The sequence below is a fragment of the Nocardioides sp. Z43_10 genome (assembly GCF_059766615.1).
The window spans coordinates 43,368-65,736 of record NZ_JCBAJY010000002.1 but is presented as its reverse complement, the minus strand read 5'-3'; the positions used below and the strand labels follow the sequence as shown (position 1 = coordinate 65,736).

The following is a 22,369-nucleotide window of genomic DNA, read 5'->3' as shown; positions in this document are numbered from 1 at the left end:
CGCCGGCGGATCACACAGGAGGAAGTTTCGTGACAGACACGACCGAGCCGGTCGTCCCGCCAGGGGCGGTTGCGGTGAGGGTTGAGGGCATCGGCAAGAGCTTCCCGGGCGTGGTGGCCAACCACGACGTGAGCTTCTCGATCGGTCAGAGCACCGTCCACGCGCTGATCGGCGAGAACGGTGCCGGCAAGTCCACCCTGATGAAGATCCTGTACGGCGTGCAGAAGCCGGACGAGGGCACGATCGAGGTGAACGGCGAGCAGGTCAGCTTCAGCTCGCCCTCCGACGCGATCGACCACGGCATCGGCATGGTGTTCCAGCACTTCCAGCTGGCCGACAACCTCACCGTGCTCGAGAACGTCGTCCTGGGCGCGGAGAAGCGGCACGGCATCGGCGCCGCCGCCCGCGCGGAGATCGTGCGGATCTCCGAGGCGTACGGCTTCGACCTCGATCCCGACCTGCTGGTCGAGCGGCTGGGAGTCGGTGCGCGGCAGCGCGTGGAGATCCTCAAGGTCCTCTATCGCGGTGCCCGCATCATCATCCTCGACGAGCCGACCGCAGTGCTCGTGCCGCAGGAGGTGGACGCGCTCTTCGCGAACCTCCGCACCCTCAAGGCCGAGGGCCACACCATCGTCTTCATCAGTCACAAGCTCGACGAGGTCCGGGCCATCGCCGACGACATCACGGTGATGCGGCGCGGCACCACGGTCGCCTCGGTGAAGCCGCAGGGCATCACCTCGCGCCAGCTGGCCGAGCTGATGGTCGGCAGCGAGCTCCCCTCGCCGGCGACCGAGGAGTCCACCGTCACCGACGTGCGCCGCCTGGTCGTCGACCGGGTCACCTGCACCGACTCCACCGGACGCACCGTGCTCACCGACGTGGACCTCGTCGTCCACGCCGGCGAGGTCGTCGGCATCGCCGGCGTCGAGGGCAACGGCCAGACCGAGCTGGTCGAGGCGATCATGGGCATGGTGAGCCTCACGGGCGGCACCATCCACCTCGGCGAGCGCGACATCACCGCGCTGTCCGTGCGGCGTCGCCGCGAGCTGGGCATCGGGGTGGTCCCCGAGGACCGCCACCGCCACGCCCTCCTGCTGGACTCGCCGCTGTGGGAGAACCGCATCCTGGGCCACCAGACCCGCCGGCCGCTGGTCAGCCGCGGCTGGATCAACCGCAAGGTCGCCCGCGAGTCCGCGCGCCGCATCATCGCCGACTACGACGTGCGCACGCCCAGCGAGGAGACCACCGCGCGTGCCCTCTCCGGCGGCAACCAGCAGAAGTTCATCGTCGGGCGGGAGATGAGCTCCGGGCCGGACCTGCTGATCGCCGCGCACCCGACCCGCGGAGTCGACGTGGCGGCCCAGGCCGCCATCTGGGACCACATCCGCGAGGCCCGCCGCAGCGGGCTGGCAGTCCTGCTCATCTCGGCCGACCTCGACGAGCTGATCGGACTGTCCGACACCATCCGTGTGATCCTGCGAGGCCGGCTCAGCGAACCGCTCGACCCACAGCAGGTGACGGCCCAAGAACTCGGCTCGGCGATGACCGGAGCCGGCAAGGAGTCCCCGACCCCATGAACGCCGTACGACGAATCGGACTCAACCTGGCCGCCCCCGTGCTGGCCTTCGCGCTGGCCGGGCTGATCGCCTCCGCGATCCTGCTGAGCACGGACGCGGACGTCGGGCTGTTCTGGCGCACCCTGCTGGCGTGGCCCGAGCCGCGACAGCTCACCAACATCATCAACGGCGCCGCGATCCTCTACCTCGCAGGCGTCGCCGCGGCCATCTGCTTCAAGATGAACCTGTTCAACATCGGCGTGGAGGGCCAGTACCGCGTGGGCTCGTTCGTGGCGGCCTACGTGGCCGGCGAGGCCTGGCTGCCCGGGGCCGCGAACACCGTGTTCGCGATCGTGCTGGCCATGGTGGCCGGCGCCCTGTGGGCCGGCATCGCCGCCGTGCTCCGGGTGACCCGAGGGGTCAGCGAGGTGATCTCCACGATCATGCTGAACTCGATCGCCGGGCTGCTCGTCGGGTACTACCTGCGCAAGGTCGGCGTCAGCACGGGCAACTCGCGGGCCACCGAGCCGGTACCCGAGGAGAGCTGGGTGGGCGGCTTCTCGCTGCTGCCCGACGCGGCCAACGAGGTCTACGGACTCTCGATCCTCGCCGTCGTGGTCGGCGTCGTCTACGCGGTGGTGCTCAGCCGCACCAGCTTCGGCTTCGGGCTGCGCGCCACGGGAGCCTCGGAGACGGCCGCCAAGGCCGCCGGCGTGGACGTGAAGCGGATGATCGTCGTCACGATGCTGATCTCCGGCGCGATCGCCGGGCTGATCGGGATGCCGGTCCTGTTCGGCGAGGCGCACAGCTACGGCTCGTCGTTCCAGAGCGGCCTCGGCTTCTCCGGCATCGCGGTCGCGCTGCTGGGACGCAACCACCCCCTCGGCATCGCCCTGGGCGCCCTGATCTTCGCATTCCTCAACGACCAGGGAGCGCTGCTCAACATCCTGGTCGGGGTCTCCCCGGACATCGTCTCGGTCACCCAAGGCATCATCGTGCTCGCTGTCGTCGTGGCCTACGAGGTCGTGCGGCGCTACCGGGTCCGTCTCGAGCAACAGAGCGTCGCGCAGCAGATCGCCAGCGCCCAGCCCGAAGGAGTCAAGGCATGAGCGACACCCGTTCGCCGGCCGGCCTCACCCACAGGTCCGCGACCCCCGCTGCGCGGTGGAAGACCTCCACTCCGCTCCGCTGGATGCTGATGGTGGCCGGGGGGCTGATGCTGATCTCCCTGGTGCGCATCGTGACCGGGGTCGACGGCATCGACTCCGCCGGCGCGCTGCGCGCCGCGATCATCTCCTCGGTCCCGATCGCGCTGGCCGGCCTCGGCGGCCTGTGGTGCGAGCGGGCCGGCGTGGTCAACATCGGCCTCGAGGGGATGATGATCGCGGGCACCCTGGGTGCCGGCTACTTCACCTACCACTACGGGGTCGGCGTCGGTCTGCTCGGCGCGATCCTCTTCGGCGCCATCGGCGGCCTGATCCACGCCTACGCGACCGTGATCATCGGCGTCGACCACATCGTCTCCGGTGTCGCGATCAACATCATCGCGGTCGGCGTGGCCGGCTTCCTGGCCGAGGCGTTCTTCACCGGGCTGCCCGGTGGCGGCCCGACGCAGTCCCCGACCCTGCCGCGCACCCCGACGATCACGATCGAGCCGGTCGTCGAGTTCGCCAAGGACATGGAGGAGCGGCACTGGTTCTTCGTCTCGGACTTCTTCTCGGTCGTGGCCGCCCTCACCGACCGCATGTCGGTGGTGACCCTGCTGGTCTTCGCACTCTTCGGGTTCACCGCCTGGATCCTGTGGCACACCTCGTTCGGCCTGCGTCTGCGCTCGGTGGGCGAGTCGCCGAGCGCCGCGGAGTCGCTGGGCGTCAACGTCTACCTCTACAAGGTCATCGCGGTCACCATCTCCGGCATGTTCGCCGGTCTGGGCGGCGCCTACCTGGCCCTGGTGGCCTCCTCGGGCTACCAGAACGGGATGACCGGCGGGCTGGGCTACATCGGCCTCGCCGCGATGATCTTCGGCAACTGGCGCCCCGGCGGCCTGCTGCTGGGCGCAGGCCTCTTCGGCTACTCCACCGCGCTCGAGCTGCGCGGCGGCAGCGAGTCGGTGCACGCCCTGCTGCTGCTGGTCGGCGTGGTGCTGCTGATCCTCGGCGCCCTGCAGCTGCGCCGCACCGGTGTCTCCACGCGCGCGGTCGTCTTCGCCGGGCTGGGTGCGGTGTTCGTCGTGTGGTGGGCGCTCACCGACCGGATCCCGCCGGACTTCTCCAGCATGACGCCGTACGTCGCGACGCTGTTCGTGCTCGCGTTCGCCTCGCAGTCGCTGCGGATGCCGGCGACCGCCGGTCAGGTCTACCGCAAGGGCTCGGCGGGATGAGCACCGCCGACGGCGCCGACCCAGCCGGCGTCGACCCGGGCTGGGAGGAGCTCCGCCAGGCCGCTCGCGCCATGACGGCGCAGGCCTACGCGCCCTACTCGGGCTACCGGGTCGGGGCCGCGGCCCGGGTCGCGGACGGTCGCATCGTCGTCGGCTGCAACGTCGAGAACGCCTCGTACGGCGTGGCGCTCTGCGCGGAGTGCGGGCTCGTCTCGCAGCTCCACGCCAGCGGCGGGGGCCGGCTCACGCACTTCGTCTGCGTGCGCGAGGACGGGGACGTGATCATGCCGTGCGGCCGGTGCCGCCAGCTGCTCTTCGAGCACGGTGGGCCCGAACTGCTGCTACAGACGGTCTCCGGCATCCGCCGGATGGACCAGGTACTGCCGGACGCCTTCGGACCGGAAGCACTCGAAGGGAGAGATCAGTGAGCAAGCACGACGCCATCGAGGTGATCACCGCCAAGCGTGACGGGGGTGAGCTGAGCGACAGCCAGATCGACTGGGTGATCGACGCCTACACCCACGGTGCCGTGGCCGAGGAGCAGATGGCGAGCCTCGCCATGGCGATCCTGCTCAACGGCATGGGTCGTCGCGAGATCGCCCGCTGGACCAACGCGATGATCGCGTCGGGGGAGCGGATGGACTTCTCCTCGCTGTCCCGCCCGACCGCCGACAAGCACTCCACCGGCGGTGTCGGCGACAAGATCACGCTGCCGCTGGCGCCGCTCGTCGCGGCCTGCGGGGTGGCGGTGCCGCAGCTCTCCGGGCGCGGCCTCGGCCACACCGGCGGCACGCTGGACAAGCTGGAGGCGATCCCCGGCTGGCAGGCGTCGCTGTCGAACGAGGCGATGCTCGAGCAGCTCGAGTCGGTGGGCGCGGTCATCTGCGCCGCCGGCACCGGGCTGGCCCCGGCCGACAAGAAGCTCTACGCGCTGCGCGACGTCACCGGCACGGTCGAGGCGATCCCGCTGATCGCCTCCTCGATCATGTCCAAGAAGATCGCCGAGGGCACCGGCTCGCTGGTCCTCGACGTGAAGGTGGGCAGCGGTGCCTTCATGAAGGACGAGGCGCGCGCCCGGGAGCTGGCCGAGACGATGGTCGCGCTGGGCAAGGACGCGGGCGTGCGCACGGTCGCGCTGCTCACCGACATGGCCACCCCGCTGGGGCGCACCGCCGGCAACGCGATCGAGGTCGCGGAGTCGGTGGAGGTGCTGGCCGGCGGCGGCCCCGCCGACGTCGTGGAGCTCACCCTGGCCCTGGCCCGGGAGATGCTCGCCGGCGCCGGGCGCGACGACGTCGACCCGGCCGACAAGCTCGCCGACGGCTCGGCGATGGACGCCTGGCGCCGGATGATCAGCGCCCAGGGCGGCGACCCCGACGCAGCGATGCCGCGCGCCCGCGAGGAGCACGTCGTCACGGTGCCCGTCAGCGGGACGCTGACCCGGCTCGACGCGATGGCGGTGGGCCTGGCGGCCTGGCGTCTCGGTGCCGGGCGCGGTCGCAAGGAGGACCCGGTCCAGGCTGGCGCCGGTGTGGTGTGGCACGCCCGCCCCGGCGACCGGGTGGAGCAGGGCCAGCCCCTGTTCACCCTGCTGACCGACGAGCCGGACCGCTTCGAGCGGGCGCTGGCCAGCCTCGAGGGCGGCTACGACATCGGTGACGCGGCGTCGTACACGCCCCAGTCGCTGGTGATCGACCGGATCTCCTGACCGGGCGCACCGCAGAGCCGGTCACCACCGCCGTCGCGCACGCTCCGAGAGGAGCCTGCGCGACGGCGGTCGTGCGTCCGGGTCAGGGCAGGAGCAGGACCACGGTCTCGGCGACGCAGGCGGGCTTGGTCTCGTTCTCGATCTCCACGACGTACTTCAGCGTCAGCTGCTTGCCGGCCGGGAGGTCGGTGACGTCGGCGACCGAGACGGTGGCCCGCACCCGGGAGCCGACCCGCACGGGGTTGGGGAAGCGCACCTTGTTGACGCCGTAGTTCAGCTTGGCGCCGGGCGTGGCCAGGTCGAAGACCTGGGTGCCCAGCCAGGGGACCAGCGAGAGCGTCAGGTAGCCGTGGGCGATGGTGCCGCCGAAGGGCCCCTGCTTCGCGCGCTCGACGTCGACGTGGATCCACTGGTGGTCGCCGGTGGCCTCCGCGAACTTGTCGACCCGGTCCTGGTCGATCTCGACCCACTCGGTGGTGCCGAGCTCTTCGCCGACAGCGGCGGCGACCTCGTCGAGGGTGGTGAACACGCGCATTCGTCTGCTCCTTGGTCTGGGACGTCAGGGTCCGGTGGGACAATGACGTGCATGACGACGTCCCACTCCCTCGCCGAACCTACCGCCGCAACGACGCCCACGTGGGAGCAGGTCCACCGCGCTCCCAAGGTGTTGCTGCACGATCACCTGGACGGCGGGCTCCGGCCTGCGACCATCGTCGAGCTGGCCGCGGAGATCGGCCACGAGCTGCCCGCCCCGGATGCCGAGTCCCTGGCCCGGTGGTTCACCGAGTCGGCGGACTCCGGCTCGCTGCCGCGCTACCTGGAGACGTTCGACCACACCGTCGCGGTGATGCAGACCGCCGACGCGCTGACCCGGGTGGCGCGTGAGTGCGTCGAGGACCTGGCCGCCGACGGCGTGGTGTACGCCGAGATCCGCTACGCCCCCGAGCAGCACGTCGAGGGCGGTCTCAGCCTCGACGAGGTCGTCGCCGCGGTGCAGCGGGGCTTCGACGCGGGCACCGAGGCGGCCCAGGGCCGGATCGTGGTGCGCCAGCTGCTCACCGCGATGCGACACCAGGCCCGCTCGCGCGAGATCGCCGAGCTGGCGGTGGCCTGGCGCGACCGCGGCGTCGCAGGCTTCGACATCGCCGGCGCGGAGGCCGGCTACCCGCCCACCCGCCACCTCGACGCGTTCGAGTACCTGCAGCGCGAGAACGCCCACTTCACCATCCACGCCGGGGAGGCCTTCGGGCTGCCCTCGATCTGGGAGGCGATCCAGTGGTGCGGCGCCGACCGGCTGGGCCACGGCGTGCGCATCATCGACGACATCACCGTGCACGAGGACGGCTCCGTCGAGCTGGGCCGGCTCGCGGCCTACGTGCGCGACAAGCGCATCCCGCTCGAGATGTGCCCCGCCTCCAACGTGCAGACCGGGGCGGCCAAGTCGATCGCGGAGCACCCGATCGGGGTCCTCAACGACCTGCGCTTCCGGGTCACGGTGAACACCGACAACCGGCTGATGAGCGGCACCTCGATGACCGCGGAGATGTGGTCGCTGGTCGAGGCGTTCGGCTACACCCTCGACGACCTGCGCTGGTTCGCCATCAACGCGATGAAGTCGGCGTTCCTGCCCTTCGACGAGCGGCTGGCGATCATCAACGACGTGATCAAGCCCTGGTACGCCGACCCGTCCTGACCGGCACCACCACCAGCCAGGGGACCCGCCAGCCCGACACCCGCAGCGGGCCGTCCACGAAGGCGGCGCGCGAGACGTCGACGGGCCGTCCCCGGGCCGGGTCGTAGCAGCGCAGCCGGCCGGGCTCCGCACCCACCACGAGCACCACGTGGCGCGGGGCCCGGCGGTTGCCGACGTAGAGCGGCGCCGGGGCGCGGCCGGCCAGCGCGTCCACCAGCCGGTCGAAGGCGCGAGCGCGCCCGCGCCTGCTGGGCCAGACCGCCCGCACGCCGTACGACGTGGCGGGGCGGCCGCTGGGGGAGCCGAGCAGCCGCGCCAGCGCCCAGGGAGCGGTGCCGAGCGCTCGCGGCCACGGGAGCTGTGGCCGGCCGTCCGGACCCAGCCACGAGGCGAGCCGGGCGTGCGTGGACGCGACCTCGTGGGCGAACCGCGTGGTCGGGGGAGTGCCCGCGGCGACCCACGCGCGGTACGGCGGATCGAGGAGCATCCGCGCGGTGACGGCGACCGCCGGCCCGCAGGTCGTCTGGTCGGGCTGGACCAGGCCCGTGGGGAAGGGCAGCGCCTGGTCCACGGGAGGCTCAGCCGTGGACGAGCGACTGGATGGCGTCGTAGGCGTCGTGCGGCCGCAGGGGCGTGCAGCCCAGCGCCACCGCGTGGTCCACCACGCGGCGCTGGTCGCGCATCAGCGCCGCGCCGCGGCGCACCAGGACCAGCGGGGGCTTGCGGTGCTCGCGCAGGTCCCGGGTGAGCCGGCGCCAGAAGGTCACCAGCGGATGGTGGTGCACGCAGTACGCCGCGGCGACCAGGCCGCGGGCACGAGCCGCCGGCACGATCTCCTGCGCGAAGATGCCCTCCGCCACGAAGAGCCGGTGATCGCCGAGGTCGAGGGGCCGCGATCCGCAGCGGCCGTCCTGGGCGATCTCGTAGATCGGCACCTCCGCCCGCTGCTCGCGGCACAGGGTCTCGAGGGTCTCGAGCGCGTCGTCGTGCAGCCAGGACGCGGGGTCGTCCCAGTCGACCATGCCGGCGTTGGCGCCCTGCTCGATGCGCGGCAGGTCGGCGTCGCCGCCGTCACGGTAGAAGTCGTCGAGCCGGAGGACGGGGAGCCCGAGTCGCTCGGCGAGCCGGGACTTGCCGGAGCCCGACGGCCCGGCCAGGACGATCACTCGAGCGCGCACCGGATCATTCTGCCGCAGGCGGTCCGCGCTCCGGGACCAGGGGAGGTCAGTAGCCGGGCTGCGCGTCGCGGACCTGCTCGATGGCCTCCGGAGCGCGCCTGCCGCAAACGGTGGAAGGCGTCCTCCTGGTCCACCCGATGACCGACTACAGCCAACTCGAAGACCCGCTCGACAGGGTCATCGAGGCCGACGTGCACTCCCGCCCACGGAAGCCGACAAACCAGCCGCTCAGATCCCGATCGGGTGCCAGACCGTCTTGATCTCGAGGAAGTCCGTCATCGCATCCAGCGAGGGACGGACGCTCCAGTCCGGCTCGGCGTCCGGGGCCCGGCGGACCCGCTTCAGGTTCTCCGCGGCCCCGACCTCGAGCGCGGTGGCCAGCTCGGCGTCGCCGGCCACCCCGGTCAGGTCGATCGCGTTGACGTCCATGTGCGAGGCCAGCCACGGGCCGATCGTCGCGGCGGACCCGGTGAGCAGGTTCACCACGCCACCGGGCACGTCGGAGGTGGCGAGCACCTCGGCGAGGGTGATCGCCGGCAGCGGACGCTGGTGGGAGGAGACCACGACCGCGGTGTTGCCGGTGACGATCACCGGGGCCAGGACGCTGACCAGCCCGAGCAGGGACGAGCCCTGCGGGGCCAGCACCGCGACGACGCCGGTCGGCTCCGGGCTGGAGAGGTTGAAGTAGGGCCCGGCCACCGGGTTGGCGCTGCCGACGACCTGTCCGATCTTGTCGGCCCAGCCGGCGTACCAGACCAGCCGGTCGACCGCCTCGTCGACGACGGCCTCGGCCGCCGCCTCGTCGAGGCCCTCGGCCTGGCGCACGGCGTGCACGAACTGCGGGCGACGGTCCTCCATCACCTCGGCGACGCGGTAGAGGATCTGCGCGCGGTTGTACGCCGTGCGGCCGGCCCAGCCGCCGAACGCCTTGCGGGCCGCCACGACGGCGTCGCGGGCGTCCTTGCGGCTGGCCAGCGAGGCGTTGGCCACGAAGTTCCCCTCTGCGTCGTTGACGAGGTAGGAGTAGCCCGACTCCGAGCGGGGGAAGGCCCCGCCGATGTAGAGCTTCCAGGTCTTGCGGACCTCGATCCGCGTGGACTGCGAGTTGTCGCGCTTCATCACTTGAGGTACCCCTCCAGCCCGTGCCGGCCGCCCTCGCGGCCGTACCCGGACTCCTTGTAGCCACCGAAGGGGCTGGTCGGGTCGAACTTGTTGAACGTGTTGGCCCACACCACGCCGGCGCGCAGCCGGTCGGCCATCCACAGCATCCGCGAGCCCTTGTCGGTCCACACGCCTGCCGACAGCCCGAACGGCGTGTTGTTGGCCTTCTCGACCGCCTCGGCGGGGGTGCGGAAGGTCAGCACCGACAGCACCGGGCCGAAGATCTCGTCGCGGGCGATCCGGTGGGCCTGGGTGACGCCGGTGAACAGCGTCGGGGGGAACCAGAAGCCGCGCTCGGGCAGGTCGCAGGCGGGGGCCCAGCGCTCGGCGCCCTCGGCCTCGCCGATGGCGGAGAGGTCGCGGATCCGGGCCAGCTGCTCGGCGGAGTTGATCGCGCCGACGTCGGTGTTCTTGTCGAGCGGGTCGCCCACCCGCAGGGTGGCCATCCGGCGCTTGAGCCGGTCGAGGACGTCGTCGAGGACCGACTCCTGCACCAGCAGCCGGGAGCCGGCGCAGCACACGTGGCCCTGGTTGAAGAAGATGCCGTTGACGATGCCCTCGATCGCCTCGTCCATCGGGGCGTCGTCGAAGACGATGTTGGCGGCCTTGCCGCCCAGCTCCAGGGTGACCCGCTTGCGGGAGCCGGCGACCGTCTTCGCGATCTCGCGGCCGACGGCGGTGGAGCCGGTGAAGGCGACCTTGTCGACGTCCGGGTGCTCGACCAGGGCGCGCCCGGTCTCCCCGGCGCCGGTGACGATGTTGACGACGCCCGCCGGGAGGCCGGCCTGCTGGCAGATCTCGGCGAAGAGCAGCGCGGTCAGCGGGGTGGTCTCGGCCGGCTTCAGCACGACGGTGTTGCCGGCGGCCAGCGCCGGGGCGACCTTCCAGGCCAGCATCAGCATCGGGAAGTTCCACGGGATGACCTGCGCGGCGACGCCCACCGGCTGCGGGGTGCGGCCGTCGGCCAGCGGCTGGGCCACGGCGTACTCGAGCTTGTCGGCCCAGCCGGCGTAGTAGAAGAAGTGCGCCGCGGCGGTGGGCACGTCGACGTCGCGGGCCTCGCGGATCGGCTTGCCGTTGTCGAGGGTCTCCAGCACCGCCAGCTCGCGGCTGCGCTCCTGGATCAGCCGGGCGATGCGGTAGAGGTACTTGGCGCGCTCGCGGCCGGGCATCTTCGACCAGACCCGGTCGTAGGCGCGCCGGGCCGCCTTGACCGCGCGGTCGACGTCGGCGGCGTCGGCCTCGGCGACCTCGGCCAGCACCTCCTCGGTCGCGGGGTTGATCGTCTTGAACGGTGTGCCGTGGCCGTCGCCGAAGGCGCCGTCGACGAAGAGGCCGTAGGACTCCTGCAGGTCGACGATGCTGCGCGACTCGGGGGCGGGGGCGTACTCGAAGGTCATCGTCCTCAGTCCAGCGTGAAGTAGTCGGGACCGCTGTAGCGGCCGGTGCTCATCTTGGTGCGCTGCATGAGCAGCTCGTTGAGCAGGCTCGAGGCGCCGAAGCGGAACCAGTGCGGGTCCAGCCAGTCCGGCCCGGCCACCTCGTTGACGGTCACCAGGTACTTGATCGCGTCCTTGGCGGTGCGGATGCCGCCGGCCGGCTTGACACCGACCATCTGGCCGGTGGCGGCGCGGAAGTCGCGCACCGCCTGGAGCATGATCATCGTGACCGGCAGGGTGGCGGCCGGCTGCACCTTGCCGGTGGAGGTCTTGATGAAGTGCGCGCCGGCCATCATCGCCAGCCACGAGGCGCGTCGTACGTTGTCGTAGGTCTGCAGCTCGCCGGTCTCGAAGATCACCTTGAGGTGCGCGTCGCCGCAGGCCTGCTTGACGGCCACGATCTCGTCGTGGACGTCGAGGTAGCGCCCGCTGAGGAACGCGCCGCGGTCGATGACCATGTCGATCTCGTCGGCGCCGGCCTCGACCGCGTCACGGGTGTCGGCGAGCTTGATGTCGAGCGCGGCCCGGCCGCTGGGGAACGCGGTGGCGACGGCGGCCACGTTGACCCGGTCGCCGACGACCTCCTTGGCGTGCGCGACCATGTCCGGGTAGACGCAGACCGCCGCGGTGCTCGGGCAGGTCGGGTCGGCCGGGTCGGGGCGCAGGGCCTTGGCCGACAGTGCCCGGACCTTGCCCGGGGTGTCCTGCCCCTCGAGCGTGGTCAGGTCGACCATCCGGATGGCCAGGTCCAGGGCGTAGGCCTTGGAGGCGGCCTTGATGGAGCGCGAACCCAGGGTTGCGGCCCGGGCATCGGCCCCGACCTGGTCGACGCCGGGAAGCCCGTGCAGGAAGCGGCGCAGCGAGGACTCCGAGCCGGTGATGTCGAAGAAGTCCCCTCCCGTCGGACCTGCTGCGGGAACGGCCGTTGCGGCAGCGTTGATGGGGGTGCTCGTCACCGAGCAAGCATAGGCCGACCGGCTCGTCGGTGAGCGGCACCCCCACCCGGGCTCACAGCCCGGCGGCGGCCTTGATGTCGTTGCGCACGGCGTCGAGCCGGCCCGCCGCGGCGATCCGTGCGGCGTCGACTCCCTCGCCGGCCTCGACCGGGACGACCACCTCGAGGTAGCACTTGATCTTGGGCTCGGTGCCGCTCGGGCGCACGATCACCCGGGCCCCGCCGGCCAGCCGGTAGCGCAGCCCGTCGGTGGGGGGAAGCTGCGGGGAGCCGAGGGACAGGTCGTCGATCCCCTCGACGGCCAGGCCGCCCAGCGACACCGGGGGAGTGGTGCGCAGCTGCTGCATCGCACGTCCGATCTCGGCGAGGTCGCTGACCCGGACCGAGAGCTGGTCGGTGGCGTGCAGGCCGTGCTCGCGGGCGATGTCGTCGAGGACGTCGGTGAGCGTGCGGCCCTGCGCCTTGACCGACGCGGCGAGCTCGCACAGCAGCAGCAGCGCGGAGACGCCGTCCTTGTCCTTGACGTGCTCGGGGTCGACGCAGTAGCCAAGCGCCTCCTCGTAGCCGAAGGCCAGGCCCTCGATGCGTCCGATCCACTTGAACCCGGTCAGCGTCTCGGTGTACGCCTGACCCGCGGCCGCCGCCATCCTGCCCAGCAGCGAGGACGAGACGATGGAGGTGGCGAAGACGCCGGTGCGTCCGCTGTCGAGCAGGTGCTTGGCGAGCAGCGCGCCCACCTCGTCGCCGCGCAGCATCCGCCAGCCGTGCGGCCCGGGCACCGCCGCGGCGCACCGGTCGGCGTCGGGGTCGTTGGCCACCACGAGGTCGGCGTCGGTGCGCTGGGCCAGGGCCAGCGCGAGGTCCATCGCGCCGGGCTCCTCGGGGTTCGGGAAGGCGACGGTGGGGAAGTCGGGGTCGGGCAGCTCCTGCTCGGCGACCACGTGCGGGGCCTTGAAGCCGGCCGTCTCCAGCACCTGGATGACCGACGTGGCGCCGACGCCGTGCAGCGGCGTGTAGACGATCTCGAGGTCACGCGGCCCGTCGGCGGCCAGGCCTGCGACGGTGTCCAGGTAGCGGTCCACGATCTGCTCGTCGAGGACCTCGCCGGGCGCGCCGCGGGGCACGTCGGCGAGGGCGCCGACCGCGGCGATCCGCGTGGCGATCTCCTGGTCGGCCGGCGACACGATCTGGCAGCCGTCGCCGAGGTAGACCTTGTAGCCGTTGTCCTGGGGCGGGTTGTGGCTGGCGGTGACCATCACCCCGGCGACGGCTCCGAGCTCGCGGATGGCGAAGGCCAGCAGCGGCGTCGGCAGCGGGCGGGGGAGCACCAGCGCGCGCAGGCCGGCGCCGGTCATCACCTCGGCGGTGTCGCGGGCGAACACGTCGGAGTTGTGGCGGGCGTCGAAGCCGATCACCACGCTGGAGTCGGCGGGCACCCCGCTGTCGCGCAGGTACGCCGCCAGGCCGGCCGCGGCGCGGGTCACCACGACGCGGTTCATCCGGTTGGACCCCGCGCCCAGCGCGCCACGCAGCCCCGCGGTGCCGAACTGCAGGGTGCCGGCGAACCGGTCGGCCAGGTCCGCCGGGTCGCCCCCGGCCTGCGCCGCGGCGACGGCCTGCTCGAGCTCGGCGCGGGTCTGGTCGTCGGGATCCTCCGCGATCCAGGCGCGCGCGAGGTTCAGCAGGTTCGAGAGGTCGACTGTGCTCATGACCGCACGGTAGCCCCTGCGCGGGTGCGCTGCGCCGGGGGTGCGGGCAGGATGGCGCCCGTGGTGACCTACTCGTTTCGTGACTCCTGGTGGCTGCCGCATCCGGTGCGGTCGGTGGCGGCCCCGCTCAGTGATCTCGAGCACTACCCGGGGTGGTGGCCGCAGATCCTCGCCGTCGCCCGGCTCGGTCCCGACGACGCGCTGGTGCTGTGCCGCTCGGTGCTGCCCTACACCCTGGAGCTGCGCCTGACCGCGGTGCACCGCGAGGCGCCGCTGCTGGAGACGACGATCTCCGGCGACCTCGAGGGCTCGGTGCGCTTCCGGCTCGCCGAGCAGGACGGGGGGACGCGGGTCGACTTCGAGCAGGACGTGCGCGTCACCGGCACGCTGCTCGGCCTCGCGTCGTACGTCGCGCGGCCGGTGCTGCGCTGGAACCACGACCGGATGATGGCCGGCTGCCTGACCGGTCTGCGGCGGAGACTGGCGGAGCCCGCTCAGGCCTCGATCGACGACATGTCGCCGTAGCGCGCGCCGATCACGGCCTCGCGGGGCACCGCGTCCGCCAGGGTGGAGAGCACATCGGCGTCCAGATCGACGGTGGCCGCGGCGGCGTTCTCCTCGAGGTAGCGCACCCGCTTGGTGCCGGGGATCGGCACCACGTCGTCGCCCTGCGCGAGCACCCAGGCGAGCGCCAGCTGGCCCGGGGTGAGCCCGAGCGCGTCGGCCTGCTCGCGGATCCGGGCGACCAGCCGCAGGTTGTGCTCCAGCGCCTCCGCCTGGAACCGGGGGAAGTAGGAGGTCCGTCGCGAGTCGTCCTCGCTCAGCTGCTGCTGGCTGGTGATGGCGCCGGTGAGCAGCCCGCGACCGAGCGGGGAGTAGGGGACCAGGCCGATGCCGAGCTCGCGGATCGTCGGCAGGATCTCGTCCTCGAGGTCGCGGGTGAACAGCGAGTACTCGGTCTGCAGGGCGGTGATCGGCGCGGTGGTGTGGGCGCGGCGGATCGTCTGCGCGGAGGCCTCCGAGAGCCCGAGATGGCGCACCTTGCCGGCGGCGACCAGCTCGGCCATCGCGCCCACGGTCTCCTCGATGGGCACGCTGCGGTCCACGCGGTGCTGGTAGTAGAGGTCGATGTGGTCGACGCCGAGCCGCTGAAGCGAGGCGTCGCAGGCCCGGTGCACGTAGTCCGGGCGCCCGTTGATGCCCACCCGGGTCCCGTCCGGGAGGCGCTCGTTGCCGAACTTCGTGGCCAGCTGGACCTCGTCGCGGCGTCCGGCGATCGCCTTGCCGACGAGCTTCTCGTTGGTGAAGGGGCCGTACATGTCGGCGGTGTCGAGGAACGTCACGCCCAGGTCGAGCGCGCGGCGGATGGTGGCGAGCGCCTCGGCCTCGTCGCCGGTGCCGTAGAACTCCGACATCCCCATGCAGCCGAGGCCGAGGGTGGAGACGGTCAGGGGGCTGGCGTGGCCGAGGACGCGGGTGCCGAGGGAGGTCATGGGCCGAGTCAACGCCGGTGGCCGGCGCACTTCAAGACCTCCGGCCCGCGAGCCGGGACTCCGAGTCAGGCCGGCGGCAGCGCGTTGCGGTAGAAGGCGGCGCCGGCGAACGGGCCTCCGACGTAGGCCGCCTCGTCGGCGTCGTCGGGGGACTCCGCGATCTCGGCGGCGAAGCGCTCGGCGTCGTCGCGGGGCTCGTAGCCCAGGGCCCGTCCGGGGGCCAGGTCCCACCAGGCGCGGGTGTTGGCGGAGATGCCGTAGAGCACCGCGAAGCCCGGCGCCGGCGTGGTCAGCGCGGCGTCCACCATCCGCACGCAGTCGTCGTGGGACAGCCACGTGGACAGGTGCCGGCGGGTCTGGGGCTGAGGGAGGAAGGAGCCGATCCGGCAGGCGACCGTGTCCAGCGCGTAGCGGTCCGCGTACAGGCTGAGCAGAGCCTCGGCCGCGACCTTGCCCACGCCGTAGAAGGTGTCGGGGCGCGGGCGGGCGTCGACGCCGAGCAGGTCGGTGTCGGGCCGGCGCGGGGTGCGCCCCACCGCGTGGTTGGAGGAGGCGTAGACGATCCGCGGCACCGCGTGCGTCACCATCGCGTCGAGCAGCGCGGCGGTGGTCACGACATGGCTGGCCAGCGCCCCGGGGAGATCGGTCTCGTCGGGGATCCCGGCCAGGTGCACGATCGCGTCGAGGGGCTGGGCGCCGACCGCTGCCTGCACGGCGTCGGCGTCGACGGCGTCCGCGGTGTGCCACGCCCCGTCGTACCCCTCGGGCGCGGGCAGCAGGTCGAGGCCGACGACCTCGTGGTCGGCGTTGCACAGCGCGGGCATGAGGACCTGCCCGATGCTGCCGGCGGCTCCGGTGACGAGGATCCTCATCGCTGCCCTCTCGTGCCGTGACCCTGGGTCAGCGGCGGTAGGCGTCCATGTTGCGGCCCAGCTCCTCGAAGAGGTCCTGGTTGAGGCGGAAGGCTACCTTCACCTCGTCGACGACCACCTGGCGCTCCTCGGCGCTGAGGGCGAGGGCGTCGAGGCGCGCGCGGTAGCCGTCCTTGTAGGGCTTCGGCTTGGCGATGGCGGCGAACTCGTAGAACGCCACGCCGCGCCCCTGCAGGCCGAACGCCCGGTCCAGGACGCGGCCGATCACCTGTCCGCCGGAGAGGTCGCCGAGGTAGCGGGTGTAGTGGTGGGCCACGAAGCGCAGCGGCGAGGACGCCGAGGCCCGCACCCGCTCGGCGTACGCCGCGGCGGCCGGGCCGTCGGTTGCGGTGCCCCCGGCGGCCGGCAGCCAGTACTCGAGGTCGGCCCGGATCGCGGCGGTGCGGTCCAGGTCGGCGTCGAGCACCGCGGCGGCGACCGGGTCGCCGGCGAGCGCCCGGCCGGTGGACTCGAGGGAGTCGTAGACCTGCGCGAGGCGCAGCAGGTAGTCGGCGTAGCCCCGCTCGTTGATTCGCCCCTCCAACAGCTCGGAGGTGAACGACGCGCTCTCCGCGGCCGTGTGCTGGGCCTGGGAGCCCTCGCGCATGGCGACGGAGAGGGGGACGACGGGGTCGAGGACGTTCATGCGCGGCTCCCGGGCAGGGGTCGGTGGGCGTTCATGGTGACACGACACCCGGTGGATATTGACATAGCGTCAGCAAATGTCTGGACATTAGGGAAGGCTCACCTAAGTAATGTTAGGTTAACCTAATTCGACCCCCTGGGTCTCGGTCGTCTCATCCGTCTGCGAGGAGCAAGTCAGTGCCGTCCCTCTCCCGCGTCCGGTCCCCGCGTGGGCGGGCGCTGCTCGCCGTGCTGGCGAGCACTCTGCTGCTCGGCACCGGCTGTGGCCTCGACACCGGCTCCGCCCCTGCGCAGGGGTCCGCGCAGACTGCCGCGACGGCCGCGCCCGAGCTGTCCTCGGTCGAGCCGCTCACCGACCCCCGCGACTGGCAGGGCGCCGTCACCGCCGGCGTCGCCCAAACCCCGGTCGACCCCGTCGCGGGCGCCGCGCCGCAGCTGCCGGTGACGCTCACCGACGCCCAAGGCACGCGGGTGACGGTGCGCGACACGTCGCGGGTGCTGGCCCTGGACGTCCACGGCACCCTGGCGCGCACGGTGTTCGAGCTGGGGATGGGCGATCGCCTGGTGGGTCGCGACGTCTCCACCCAGTTCCCCGAGGCAGCCGACCTGCCGCTGGTCACGCAGGGTGGGCACGACCTGAACGCCGAGGCGATCCTCGCGCTGGACCCCACCCTGATCATCACCGACACCTCGCTGGGCCCCTGGGACGTCGTGCTGCAGATGCGCGACGCCGGGATCCCGGTGGTCGTGGTCGAGGGCGAGCGGTCCCTGGACAACGTCGGCTCGCTGATCGAGCAGACCGCCGAGGCGATGGGCGTGCCGGCGGCCGGGCGGCGCCTCGTGGAGCGGACCTCGGACGCGGTCGACGAGGTGGTGGCCCAGATCGAGGAGGTCGCTCCCGCCGAGGAGACCGACCGGCTCCGCGCGGTCTTCCTCTACGTGCGTGGCAACGCCGGCGTCTACTACATGTTCGGCACCGGGTCGGCGGCCGACTCCCTCTTCGACGCCGTCGGCGCCTACGACGTGGCCGAGGAGATCGGCTGGTCGGGCATGAAGCCGGTCACCGACGAGGGGCTCATCGCGGCGCAGCCCGAGGTGATCGTGATGATGAGCCACGGGCTGGAGTCCGCCGACGGCGTCGACGGCCTGCTCGAGCGTCTCCCGGCTCTCGCCCAGACGCCGGCCGGGCGCAACGAGCGCTTCGTGGACATGGAGGACTCCCTGGTCCTCGGCTACGGCCCGCGCACCGCCGAGGTGCTGAACGCGCTGGCCGTCGCGCTGCACGCCCCGGCCGCGCTGTCGTGAGCGTGCTGGCGACCCGGACCGGTCTCTACGCGCTGCTGGTGGGCGGTCTGCTCCTCGCCGTGCTGGCCTCGGCGGGCAACGGGCAGCTGGCGATCCCGGCCAGCGAGGTGCTCGGCTCGGTGCTGCACCGGCTCGGCCTCGACCTCGGCCCGATGCCCAGCCACCCCCAGGGCGACAGCACGCTGTGGCAGGTGCGCTTCCCGCGCGTCGCGATGGCCGTGCTCGCCGGGGCCGCGCTCGCCACCGCCGGCGCGGTGATGCAGGGGGTCTTCGGCAACCCCCTGGCCGAGCCGGGCGTGGTGGGCGTCTCCTCCGGCGCCGCGGTGGCCGCGGCCTGCGTGATCGTCTTCGACCTGGCCTTCGCCGGCTCCTGGACGGTGGCGCTGGCCGCCTTCGTCGGCGGACTGGTCACCACCCTGCTGGTCTACGTCCTCTCGCGCGACGCCGGGCGCACCGAGGTGGTCACGCTGGTGCTGACCGGGATCGCGATCAACGCGATGACCGGCGCCGCGCTGGCCTTCCTGATGTTCCTCGGCGACACCCAGGCCCGCGAGGAGATCGTCTTCTGGCAGCTGGGCAGCCTGAACGGCTCGCGCGGCGAGCACGTGATGGTGACGCTCCCGCTCACCCTGGTCGGACTGGCCGGTGCGCTGGTGCTGGCGCGCCGCCTGGACCTGCTCGCCCTGGGCGACCGCGCCGCGCGGCACGTCGGCGTCGACGTGGAGCGGCTGCGCCTGATGAGCATCGTGGTGGTCGCGGTGCTGACCGCCGGTGCGGTGGCCTTCTGCGGCGTCATCGCGTTCGTCGGGCTCGTCGTGCCGCACCTGGTCCGGATGGTCGTCGGCCCCGGCCACCGGCTGCTGATCCCGGCCAGCGCGCTGGGGGGAGCGGTCCTGCTGGTGCTCGCCGACCTCTGGGCGCGCACCGCCATCGCCTACGCCGACCTCCCGATCGGGATGCTGACCTCGCTGGTCGGGGGCCCGTTCTTCTTCTGGCTGCTGCGCCGGGCCCGTCGTACGGCGGGGGGCTGGGCGTGAGCCGCCGGCCCGCCGGGACCGTCCTGCGCGCGCTGGAGGTGGGCGTGGTGCTCGGCGGCGCACCGATCCTGCGCGACGTGGAGCTGGACGTGCACCAGGGCGAGCTGCTCGCCCTGGTCGGTCCCAACGGCGCCGGCAAGTCGACGCTGCTCTCGGTGCTCGCGGGGGACACCGTCCCCACCCGGGGCCGCGTCGAGCTCGCCGGGGTCCCCCTGCGCAGCCTCGGCGCCCGCGCGCTGGCCCGGGAGCGGGCGGTGCTACTGCAGAAGCAGGGGCTCTCGTTCGGCTTCCGGGCGCACGAGGTGGTGCAGATGGGACGCACGCCCTGGCACCGCACCGCGCGGGCCGACGACGACGAGGCGGTCGTCGCGGCCGCGATGGACTCCGGCGACGTCACCCATCTCGCCGACCGGCTGTTCCCCACCCTCTCGGGGGGCGAGCAGGCCCGGACCTCCTTCGCCCGGCTGTTGGCCCAGGAGGCGCCGGTGATGCTCCTCGACGAGCCCACGGCCTCCCTCGACATCCGGCACCAGGAGCAGCTGCTCGAGGTCGCCCGCGCCAGCGCCCACGCGGGCGCCGCGGTGGTCGTCGTGCTGCACGACCTCTCGCTCGCCGCCGCCTACGCCGACCGCGTGTGCGTGCTGGCCGAGGGTCGGGTCCGCGCGTGCGGTCCGCCGGGCGACGTGCTCACCGCGGACCTGCTCAGCGAGGTCTACCAGTACCGGGTCGACGTCGTCGCGCACGGTCACCAGCTGCTCGTCGTCCCGGTGCGCAGTCCCCGGGTCCCGATCCCTCAGGAGTGCCCATGAGAGCCCGCTTCCTCCTCCCGGCCCTGGTGGCGCTGGCCGCGCTGGGGCTGGCGCCGGCGCCGGCCCAGGCCGCCGCCCGGGTGAGCGTCGACGCCTCCGGCGCCGGCGCGGCGATCGACGCGTCGTACTCCACGACGCTGACGGTGCGCGGGCGCGGCTTCCAGTCGGTGCGCGGCGGGCACGGCGGCGTCTACGTCTGGTTCGGCACCGTCGGCAGCGGCTGGCGACCCAGCCAGGGGGGCGTCTCGGGCGAGGACTACCTCTACGTGCCCGACGGCGAGGCGAAGGCCAACCAGGGCTTCCAGCGCTTCGTGGCCTTCCCCGGGTCCGACACCGCCGGCTCCGCCAACGGCGGCACCATGAGCGACGCCGGCGACTTCTCGGCCGAGCTGGTCGTGCCCGGACCGGTCTTCGAGGCGGTCGGGCGCAACGGGAAGGCCCGCACCGTCGACTGCCGCGAGGTGACCTGCGGGGTGATCACCGTGGGGGCGCACGGCATCAAGAACGCCACCAACGAGACCTTCACGCCGGTCGCGGTCAAGGACCTGCACGGCGAGGGGGAGCGGCCCGCGAGCGGGACGCCGGCGGCAGGTGAGCCGGCCGGGGACGGCGCGGCGGCCGGCGCCGCCCGTACCGCCGGTGCCGCCCGGGGCGCCCGGGCGGCCGGGCGGGGCCGACCGCAGCTGAGCATCGACCGCGAGTCGGCCCGCGCCGGGCACGTGCTGGCCTTCAGCGCGAGCAGGCTGGTCCCCGGTGAGCAGGTCTCGGTGGTCCTCGACGACGGGCTGGCCGCGAGCGGCCCGTTCGTGGTCGGCGACACCGGCCAGCTGGCCGGCGTGGTCTCCCTGCCCGCCGACCTCGGCGCGGGCACCCACGAGCTCCGGCTCTTCGGGGTCGCCCGGGCGCCCGCGGTGCGCTTCGCGGTCGCCCCCGCCGCCACGGACGATGCGCCTGCCTCGGCCGGCGACGCCGCAGCGCCCCTCACGTCGGTCGCCGCGCAGGACGACACCGCGCCGAAGGTCTTCGCGGGCGTCGCGGCCGGGCTCTTCCTGGTCTCCGGGGGCGTCTCCCTCGCGCGGCTGGTCAGGAGGCGTCATGCCACGCCGTGAGCTCACCGCGCCGCTGCTGGCGCTCGCGCTGGTCTGCCTCGGCTTCGCCCTCGCTCCGGGCGCCGCGAGCCACGCCGCGAATCCCAGCGCGAGCCCCAGCGCGAGCCCGGCGCCGAGCGCGACGGGCGAGCCCACCACCGCCGTCGAGGTGGACGCGGCGGTGTTCCGCTGGGGCCTGAGCAACCAGAGCAACGCCCGGTCCCACAACCCCGCGGCGATCAACTTCCTGGCCGCCGGGGTCGCCGACCCGGGCCGTGGGGGAGCGGTACTGAAGCAGTCGCAGTGGCGCGCGGCCGCCGGCGCGGTCACCGTCGAGAAGCGCAACGGGTCCGGCTGGCGACGCGCCACCTGGTCGGGGCTGAGCACCTCGCCCGCCGGTGCGCCGATCGGGGTCTACGGCCCCTTCAGCGAGCACACGGTCGCGATCCGCTCGGGCACCGGCACCGTCGACGTCGCCGCCGGCACCGCCAGCATCGCCTGGCAGGGCACCTTCACCGTCGTCTACTACGCCGGGAACTCGATCTTCACGGTGAGCGACCCACGCCTGGAGGTGGCCGAGGGGCGGGGGAGCGTCACCGCGGTGCTCGGCGGGTTCGCGGCCGATCGCGACGACACCGGCAGCTGGGTGCCCACGACCCCGCGGCGGGTCACCCTCGCCGACCTCCCGGCGGTCTCCCTGGAGGAGCTGGGCTTCACCGCGCAGCCGGCCTACCTCGGCGTCCGCGCCCAGGGCAGCGAGCCCCAGGACCTCGCCGGCGAGCACGCCGGCGCGTTCCCGGCATCGTTCGTGGGCTACCTGCGCGAGCTCGGCATCGACCAGTTCTGGTACTCCACCGGCCTGCGCTCGGACGAGACCAAGGCCGCGCTGCCGCTGAGCGTGAGCTGGTCGGCGACGGAGGTGGCGGCCCCGTCACCGACCGGCGGCGCCGACCCGGAGCCCGACGTCACCAACGAGGTGAACCCCGCGCCGACCGACCCTCCCGTCCCCGCGAGTCCCGCGCCGCCACCCTCCGCCCACGCGCCGCGGTCGCCCGCCGGTGCGCCGGCGGCGACCGGAGCGATGCCGACCGGCGCAGCCGAGCCGGGGATCCGGCAGGCGCCCACGAACGTCGCGCTCGCCGCGGCGGCGGCGGACCCGCCCCGATCTGCCGCCGGCCCGAGCAACCACGGACTGTGGTGGCTCGCCGGGCTGCTGCTCGTGGCCGCTGCGCTGCTGCTGCGGGTGCCTCACCGACCCTCGTCGCGCGTCCCCTCCCCACCCACCGGCTCCTAGGGCTCCGG

22 protein-coding genes are annotated in these 22,369 nt (G+C 73.1%); 12 read left to right on the top strand and 10 right to left on the bottom strand.

Going from position 1 to position 22,369, the window contains the following annotated elements; genetic code table 11:
• The first annotated feature begins 29 nt into the window (after window positions 1-29).
• Genes AC6EI4_RS03605 through AC6EI4_RS03585 form a run of 5 tightly spaced genes read left to right on the top strand, consistent with a single transcriptional unit; the run spans window position 30 to window position 5,644 of the window.
• On the top strand, window positions 30-1,577 hold the full coding sequence (locus tag AC6EI4_RS03605) for an ABC transporter ATP-binding protein (RefSeq protein ID WP_498450606.1): 1,548 nt from the start codon (window positions 30-32) through the stop codon (window positions 1,575-1,577).
• On the top strand, window positions 1,574-2,665 hold the full coding sequence (locus AC6EI4_RS03600; protein ID WP_498423475.1) for an ABC transporter permease: 1,092 nt from the start codon (window positions 1,574-1,576) through the stop codon (window positions 2,663-2,665). Before AC6EI4_RS03605 ends, AC6EI4_RS03600 begins: the two co-directional genes overlap by 4 nt.
• A complete protein-coding gene (locus tag AC6EI4_RS03595; RefSeq protein WP_498423474.1) occupies window positions 2,662-3,936 on the top strand; it encodes an ABC transporter permease in 1,275 nt (424 codons plus the stop codon). Before AC6EI4_RS03600 ends, AC6EI4_RS03595 begins: the two co-directional genes overlap by 4 nt.
• Complete coding sequence (locus AC6EI4_RS03590) at window positions 3,933-4,364, top strand: cytidine deaminase (protein ID WP_498450605.1); 432 nt, start codon at window positions 3,933-3,935, stop codon at window positions 4,362-4,364. The genes AC6EI4_RS03595 and AC6EI4_RS03590 overlap by 4 nt, the downstream gene beginning before the upstream one ends.
• A complete protein-coding gene (locus tag AC6EI4_RS03585; protein WP_498450604.1) occupies window positions 4,361-5,644 on the top strand; it encodes a thymidine phosphorylase in 1,284 nt (427 codons plus the stop codon). Before AC6EI4_RS03590 ends, AC6EI4_RS03585 begins: the two co-directional genes overlap by 4 nt.
• An 82-nt stretch (window positions 5,645-5,726) precedes the next feature.
• Here the strand turns inward: AC6EI4_RS03585 and AC6EI4_RS03580 are convergent, their stop codons facing one another.
• On the bottom strand, window positions 5,727-6,179 hold the full coding sequence (locus tag AC6EI4_RS03580) for a MaoC family dehydratase (RefSeq protein WP_498423470.1): 453 nt from the start codon (window positions 6,177-6,179) through the stop codon (window positions 5,727-5,729).
• 51 nt (window positions 6,180-6,230) lie between these two features.
• Here AC6EI4_RS03580 and AC6EI4_RS03575 point away from each other — a divergent pair, with 51 nt between their 5' ends.
• The gene (locus tag AC6EI4_RS03575) at window positions 6,231-7,337 is read left to right on the top strand and encodes an adenosine deaminase (RefSeq protein ID WP_498450603.1); all 1,107 of its coding nucleotides are present in this window, start codon (window positions 6,231-6,233) and stop codon (window positions 7,335-7,337) included.
• Here AC6EI4_RS03575 and AC6EI4_RS03570 read toward each other — a convergent pair.
• The 6 genes from AC6EI4_RS03570 to AC6EI4_RS03545 form a co-directional block, all read right to left on the bottom strand.
• On the bottom strand, window positions 7,309-7,908 hold the full coding sequence (locus AC6EI4_RS03570) for a hypothetical protein (RefSeq protein ID WP_498450602.1): 600 nt from the start codon (window positions 7,906-7,908) through the stop codon (window positions 7,309-7,311). The genes AC6EI4_RS03575 and AC6EI4_RS03570 overlap by 29 nt on opposite strands.
• 7 nt (window positions 7,909-7,915) lie before the next feature.
• Complete coding sequence (locus tag AC6EI4_RS03565) at window positions 7,916-8,515, bottom strand: nucleoside/nucleotide kinase family protein (RefSeq protein WP_498450601.1); 600 nt, start codon at window positions 8,513-8,515, stop codon at window positions 7,916-7,918.
• A 228-nt stretch (window positions 8,516-8,743) separates the two neighbouring features.
• A complete protein-coding gene (locus tag AC6EI4_RS03560) occupies window positions 8,744-9,634 on the bottom strand; it encodes an aldehyde dehydrogenase family protein (protein ID WP_498423465.1) in 891 nt (296 codons plus the stop codon).
• On the bottom strand, window positions 9,634-11,076 hold the full coding sequence (locus AC6EI4_RS03555; RefSeq protein WP_498450600.1) for an aldehyde dehydrogenase family protein: 1,443 nt from the start codon (window positions 11,074-11,076) through the stop codon (window positions 9,634-9,636). Before AC6EI4_RS03555 ends, AC6EI4_RS03560 begins: the two co-directional genes overlap by 1 nt.
• A 5-nt stretch (window positions 11,077-11,081) precedes the next feature.
• Window positions 11,082-12,071 carry a deoxyribose-phosphate aldolase gene (gene deoC, locus AC6EI4_RS03550; protein ID WP_498423463.1) on the bottom strand — a complete coding sequence of 330 codons (990 nt, stop codon included), beginning with the start codon at window positions 12,069-12,071 and terminating at the stop codon, window positions 11,082-11,084.
• Between the two features lie 52 nt (window positions 12,072-12,123).
• Entirely contained in the window at window positions 12,124-13,779 is a 1,656-nt protein-coding gene (locus tag AC6EI4_RS03545) for a phospho-sugar mutase (RefSeq protein WP_498450599.1), read from the bottom strand.
• Window positions 13,780-13,830: 51 nt separating this feature from the next.
• Between AC6EI4_RS03545 and AC6EI4_RS03540 the strand changes: the two genes are divergently transcribed.
• On the top strand, window positions 13,831-14,304 hold the full coding sequence (locus AC6EI4_RS03540; RefSeq protein ID WP_498450598.1) for an SRPBCC family protein: 474 nt from the start codon (window positions 13,831-13,833) through the stop codon (window positions 14,302-14,304).
• On the opposite strand, the gene AC6EI4_RS03535 is transcribed toward AC6EI4_RS03540, so the two are convergent.
• The 3 genes from AC6EI4_RS03535 to AC6EI4_RS03525 all read right to left on the bottom strand — a co-directional run bounded on the left by AC6EI4_RS03535 (window position 14,274) and on the right by AC6EI4_RS03525 (window position 16,829).
• Window positions 14,274-15,272: an aldo/keto reductase gene (locus AC6EI4_RS03535; RefSeq protein WP_498450597.1), complete on the bottom strand. Its 999-nt coding sequence runs from the start codon at window positions 15,270-15,272 to the stop codon at window positions 14,274-14,276. The genes AC6EI4_RS03540 and AC6EI4_RS03535 overlap by 31 nt on opposite strands.
• A 65-nt stretch (window positions 15,273-15,337) precedes the next feature.
• Complete coding sequence (locus AC6EI4_RS03530) at window positions 15,338-16,144, bottom strand: NAD-dependent epimerase/dehydratase family protein (protein WP_498450596.1); 807 nt, start codon at window positions 16,142-16,144, stop codon at window positions 15,338-15,340.
• Between the two features lie 28 nt (window positions 16,145-16,172).
• The gene (locus AC6EI4_RS03525) at window positions 16,173-16,829 is read right to left on the bottom strand and encodes a biliverdin-producing heme oxygenase (RefSeq protein WP_498450595.1); all 657 of its coding nucleotides are present in this window, start codon (window positions 16,827-16,829) and stop codon (window positions 16,173-16,175) included.
• Window positions 16,830-17,005: 176 nt separating this feature from the next.
• Here AC6EI4_RS03525 and AC6EI4_RS03520 point away from each other — a divergent pair, with 176 nt between their 5' ends.
• The 5 genes from AC6EI4_RS03520 to AC6EI4_RS03500 are packed head-to-tail and all read left to right on the top strand — an operon-like array spanning window position 17,006 to window position 22,361.
• Window positions 17,006-18,133 carry a heme/hemin ABC transporter substrate-binding protein gene (locus tag AC6EI4_RS03520; protein ID WP_498450594.1) on the top strand — a complete coding sequence of 376 codons (1,128 nt, stop codon included), beginning with the start codon at window positions 17,006-17,008 and terminating at the stop codon, window positions 18,131-18,133.
• Window positions 18,130-19,170, top strand: a complete 1,041-nt coding sequence (locus AC6EI4_RS03515) for a FecCD family ABC transporter permease (RefSeq protein WP_498423454.1) — start codon at window positions 18,130-18,132, stop codon at window positions 19,168-19,170. Before AC6EI4_RS03520 ends, AC6EI4_RS03515 begins: the two co-directional genes overlap by 4 nt.
• Window positions 19,167-19,979 (top strand): heme ABC transporter ATP-binding protein, encoded by an 813-nt coding sequence (locus AC6EI4_RS03510; protein WP_498450593.1) that lies wholly within the window; start codon window positions 19,167-19,169, stop codon window positions 19,977-19,979. The genes AC6EI4_RS03515 and AC6EI4_RS03510 overlap by 4 nt, the downstream gene beginning before the upstream one ends.
• Window positions 19,976-21,088: a hypothetical protein gene (locus tag AC6EI4_RS03505; RefSeq protein ID WP_498450592.1), complete on the top strand. Its 1,113-nt coding sequence runs from the start codon at window positions 19,976-19,978 to the stop codon at window positions 21,086-21,088. The genes AC6EI4_RS03510 and AC6EI4_RS03505 overlap by 4 nt, the downstream gene beginning before the upstream one ends.
• On the top strand, window positions 21,075-22,361 hold the full coding sequence (locus AC6EI4_RS03500) for a hypothetical protein (RefSeq protein ID WP_498450591.1): 1,287 nt from the start codon (window positions 21,075-21,077) through the stop codon (window positions 22,359-22,361). Before AC6EI4_RS03505 ends, AC6EI4_RS03500 begins: the two co-directional genes overlap by 14 nt.
• Window positions 22,362-22,369: the final 8 nt, after the last annotated feature.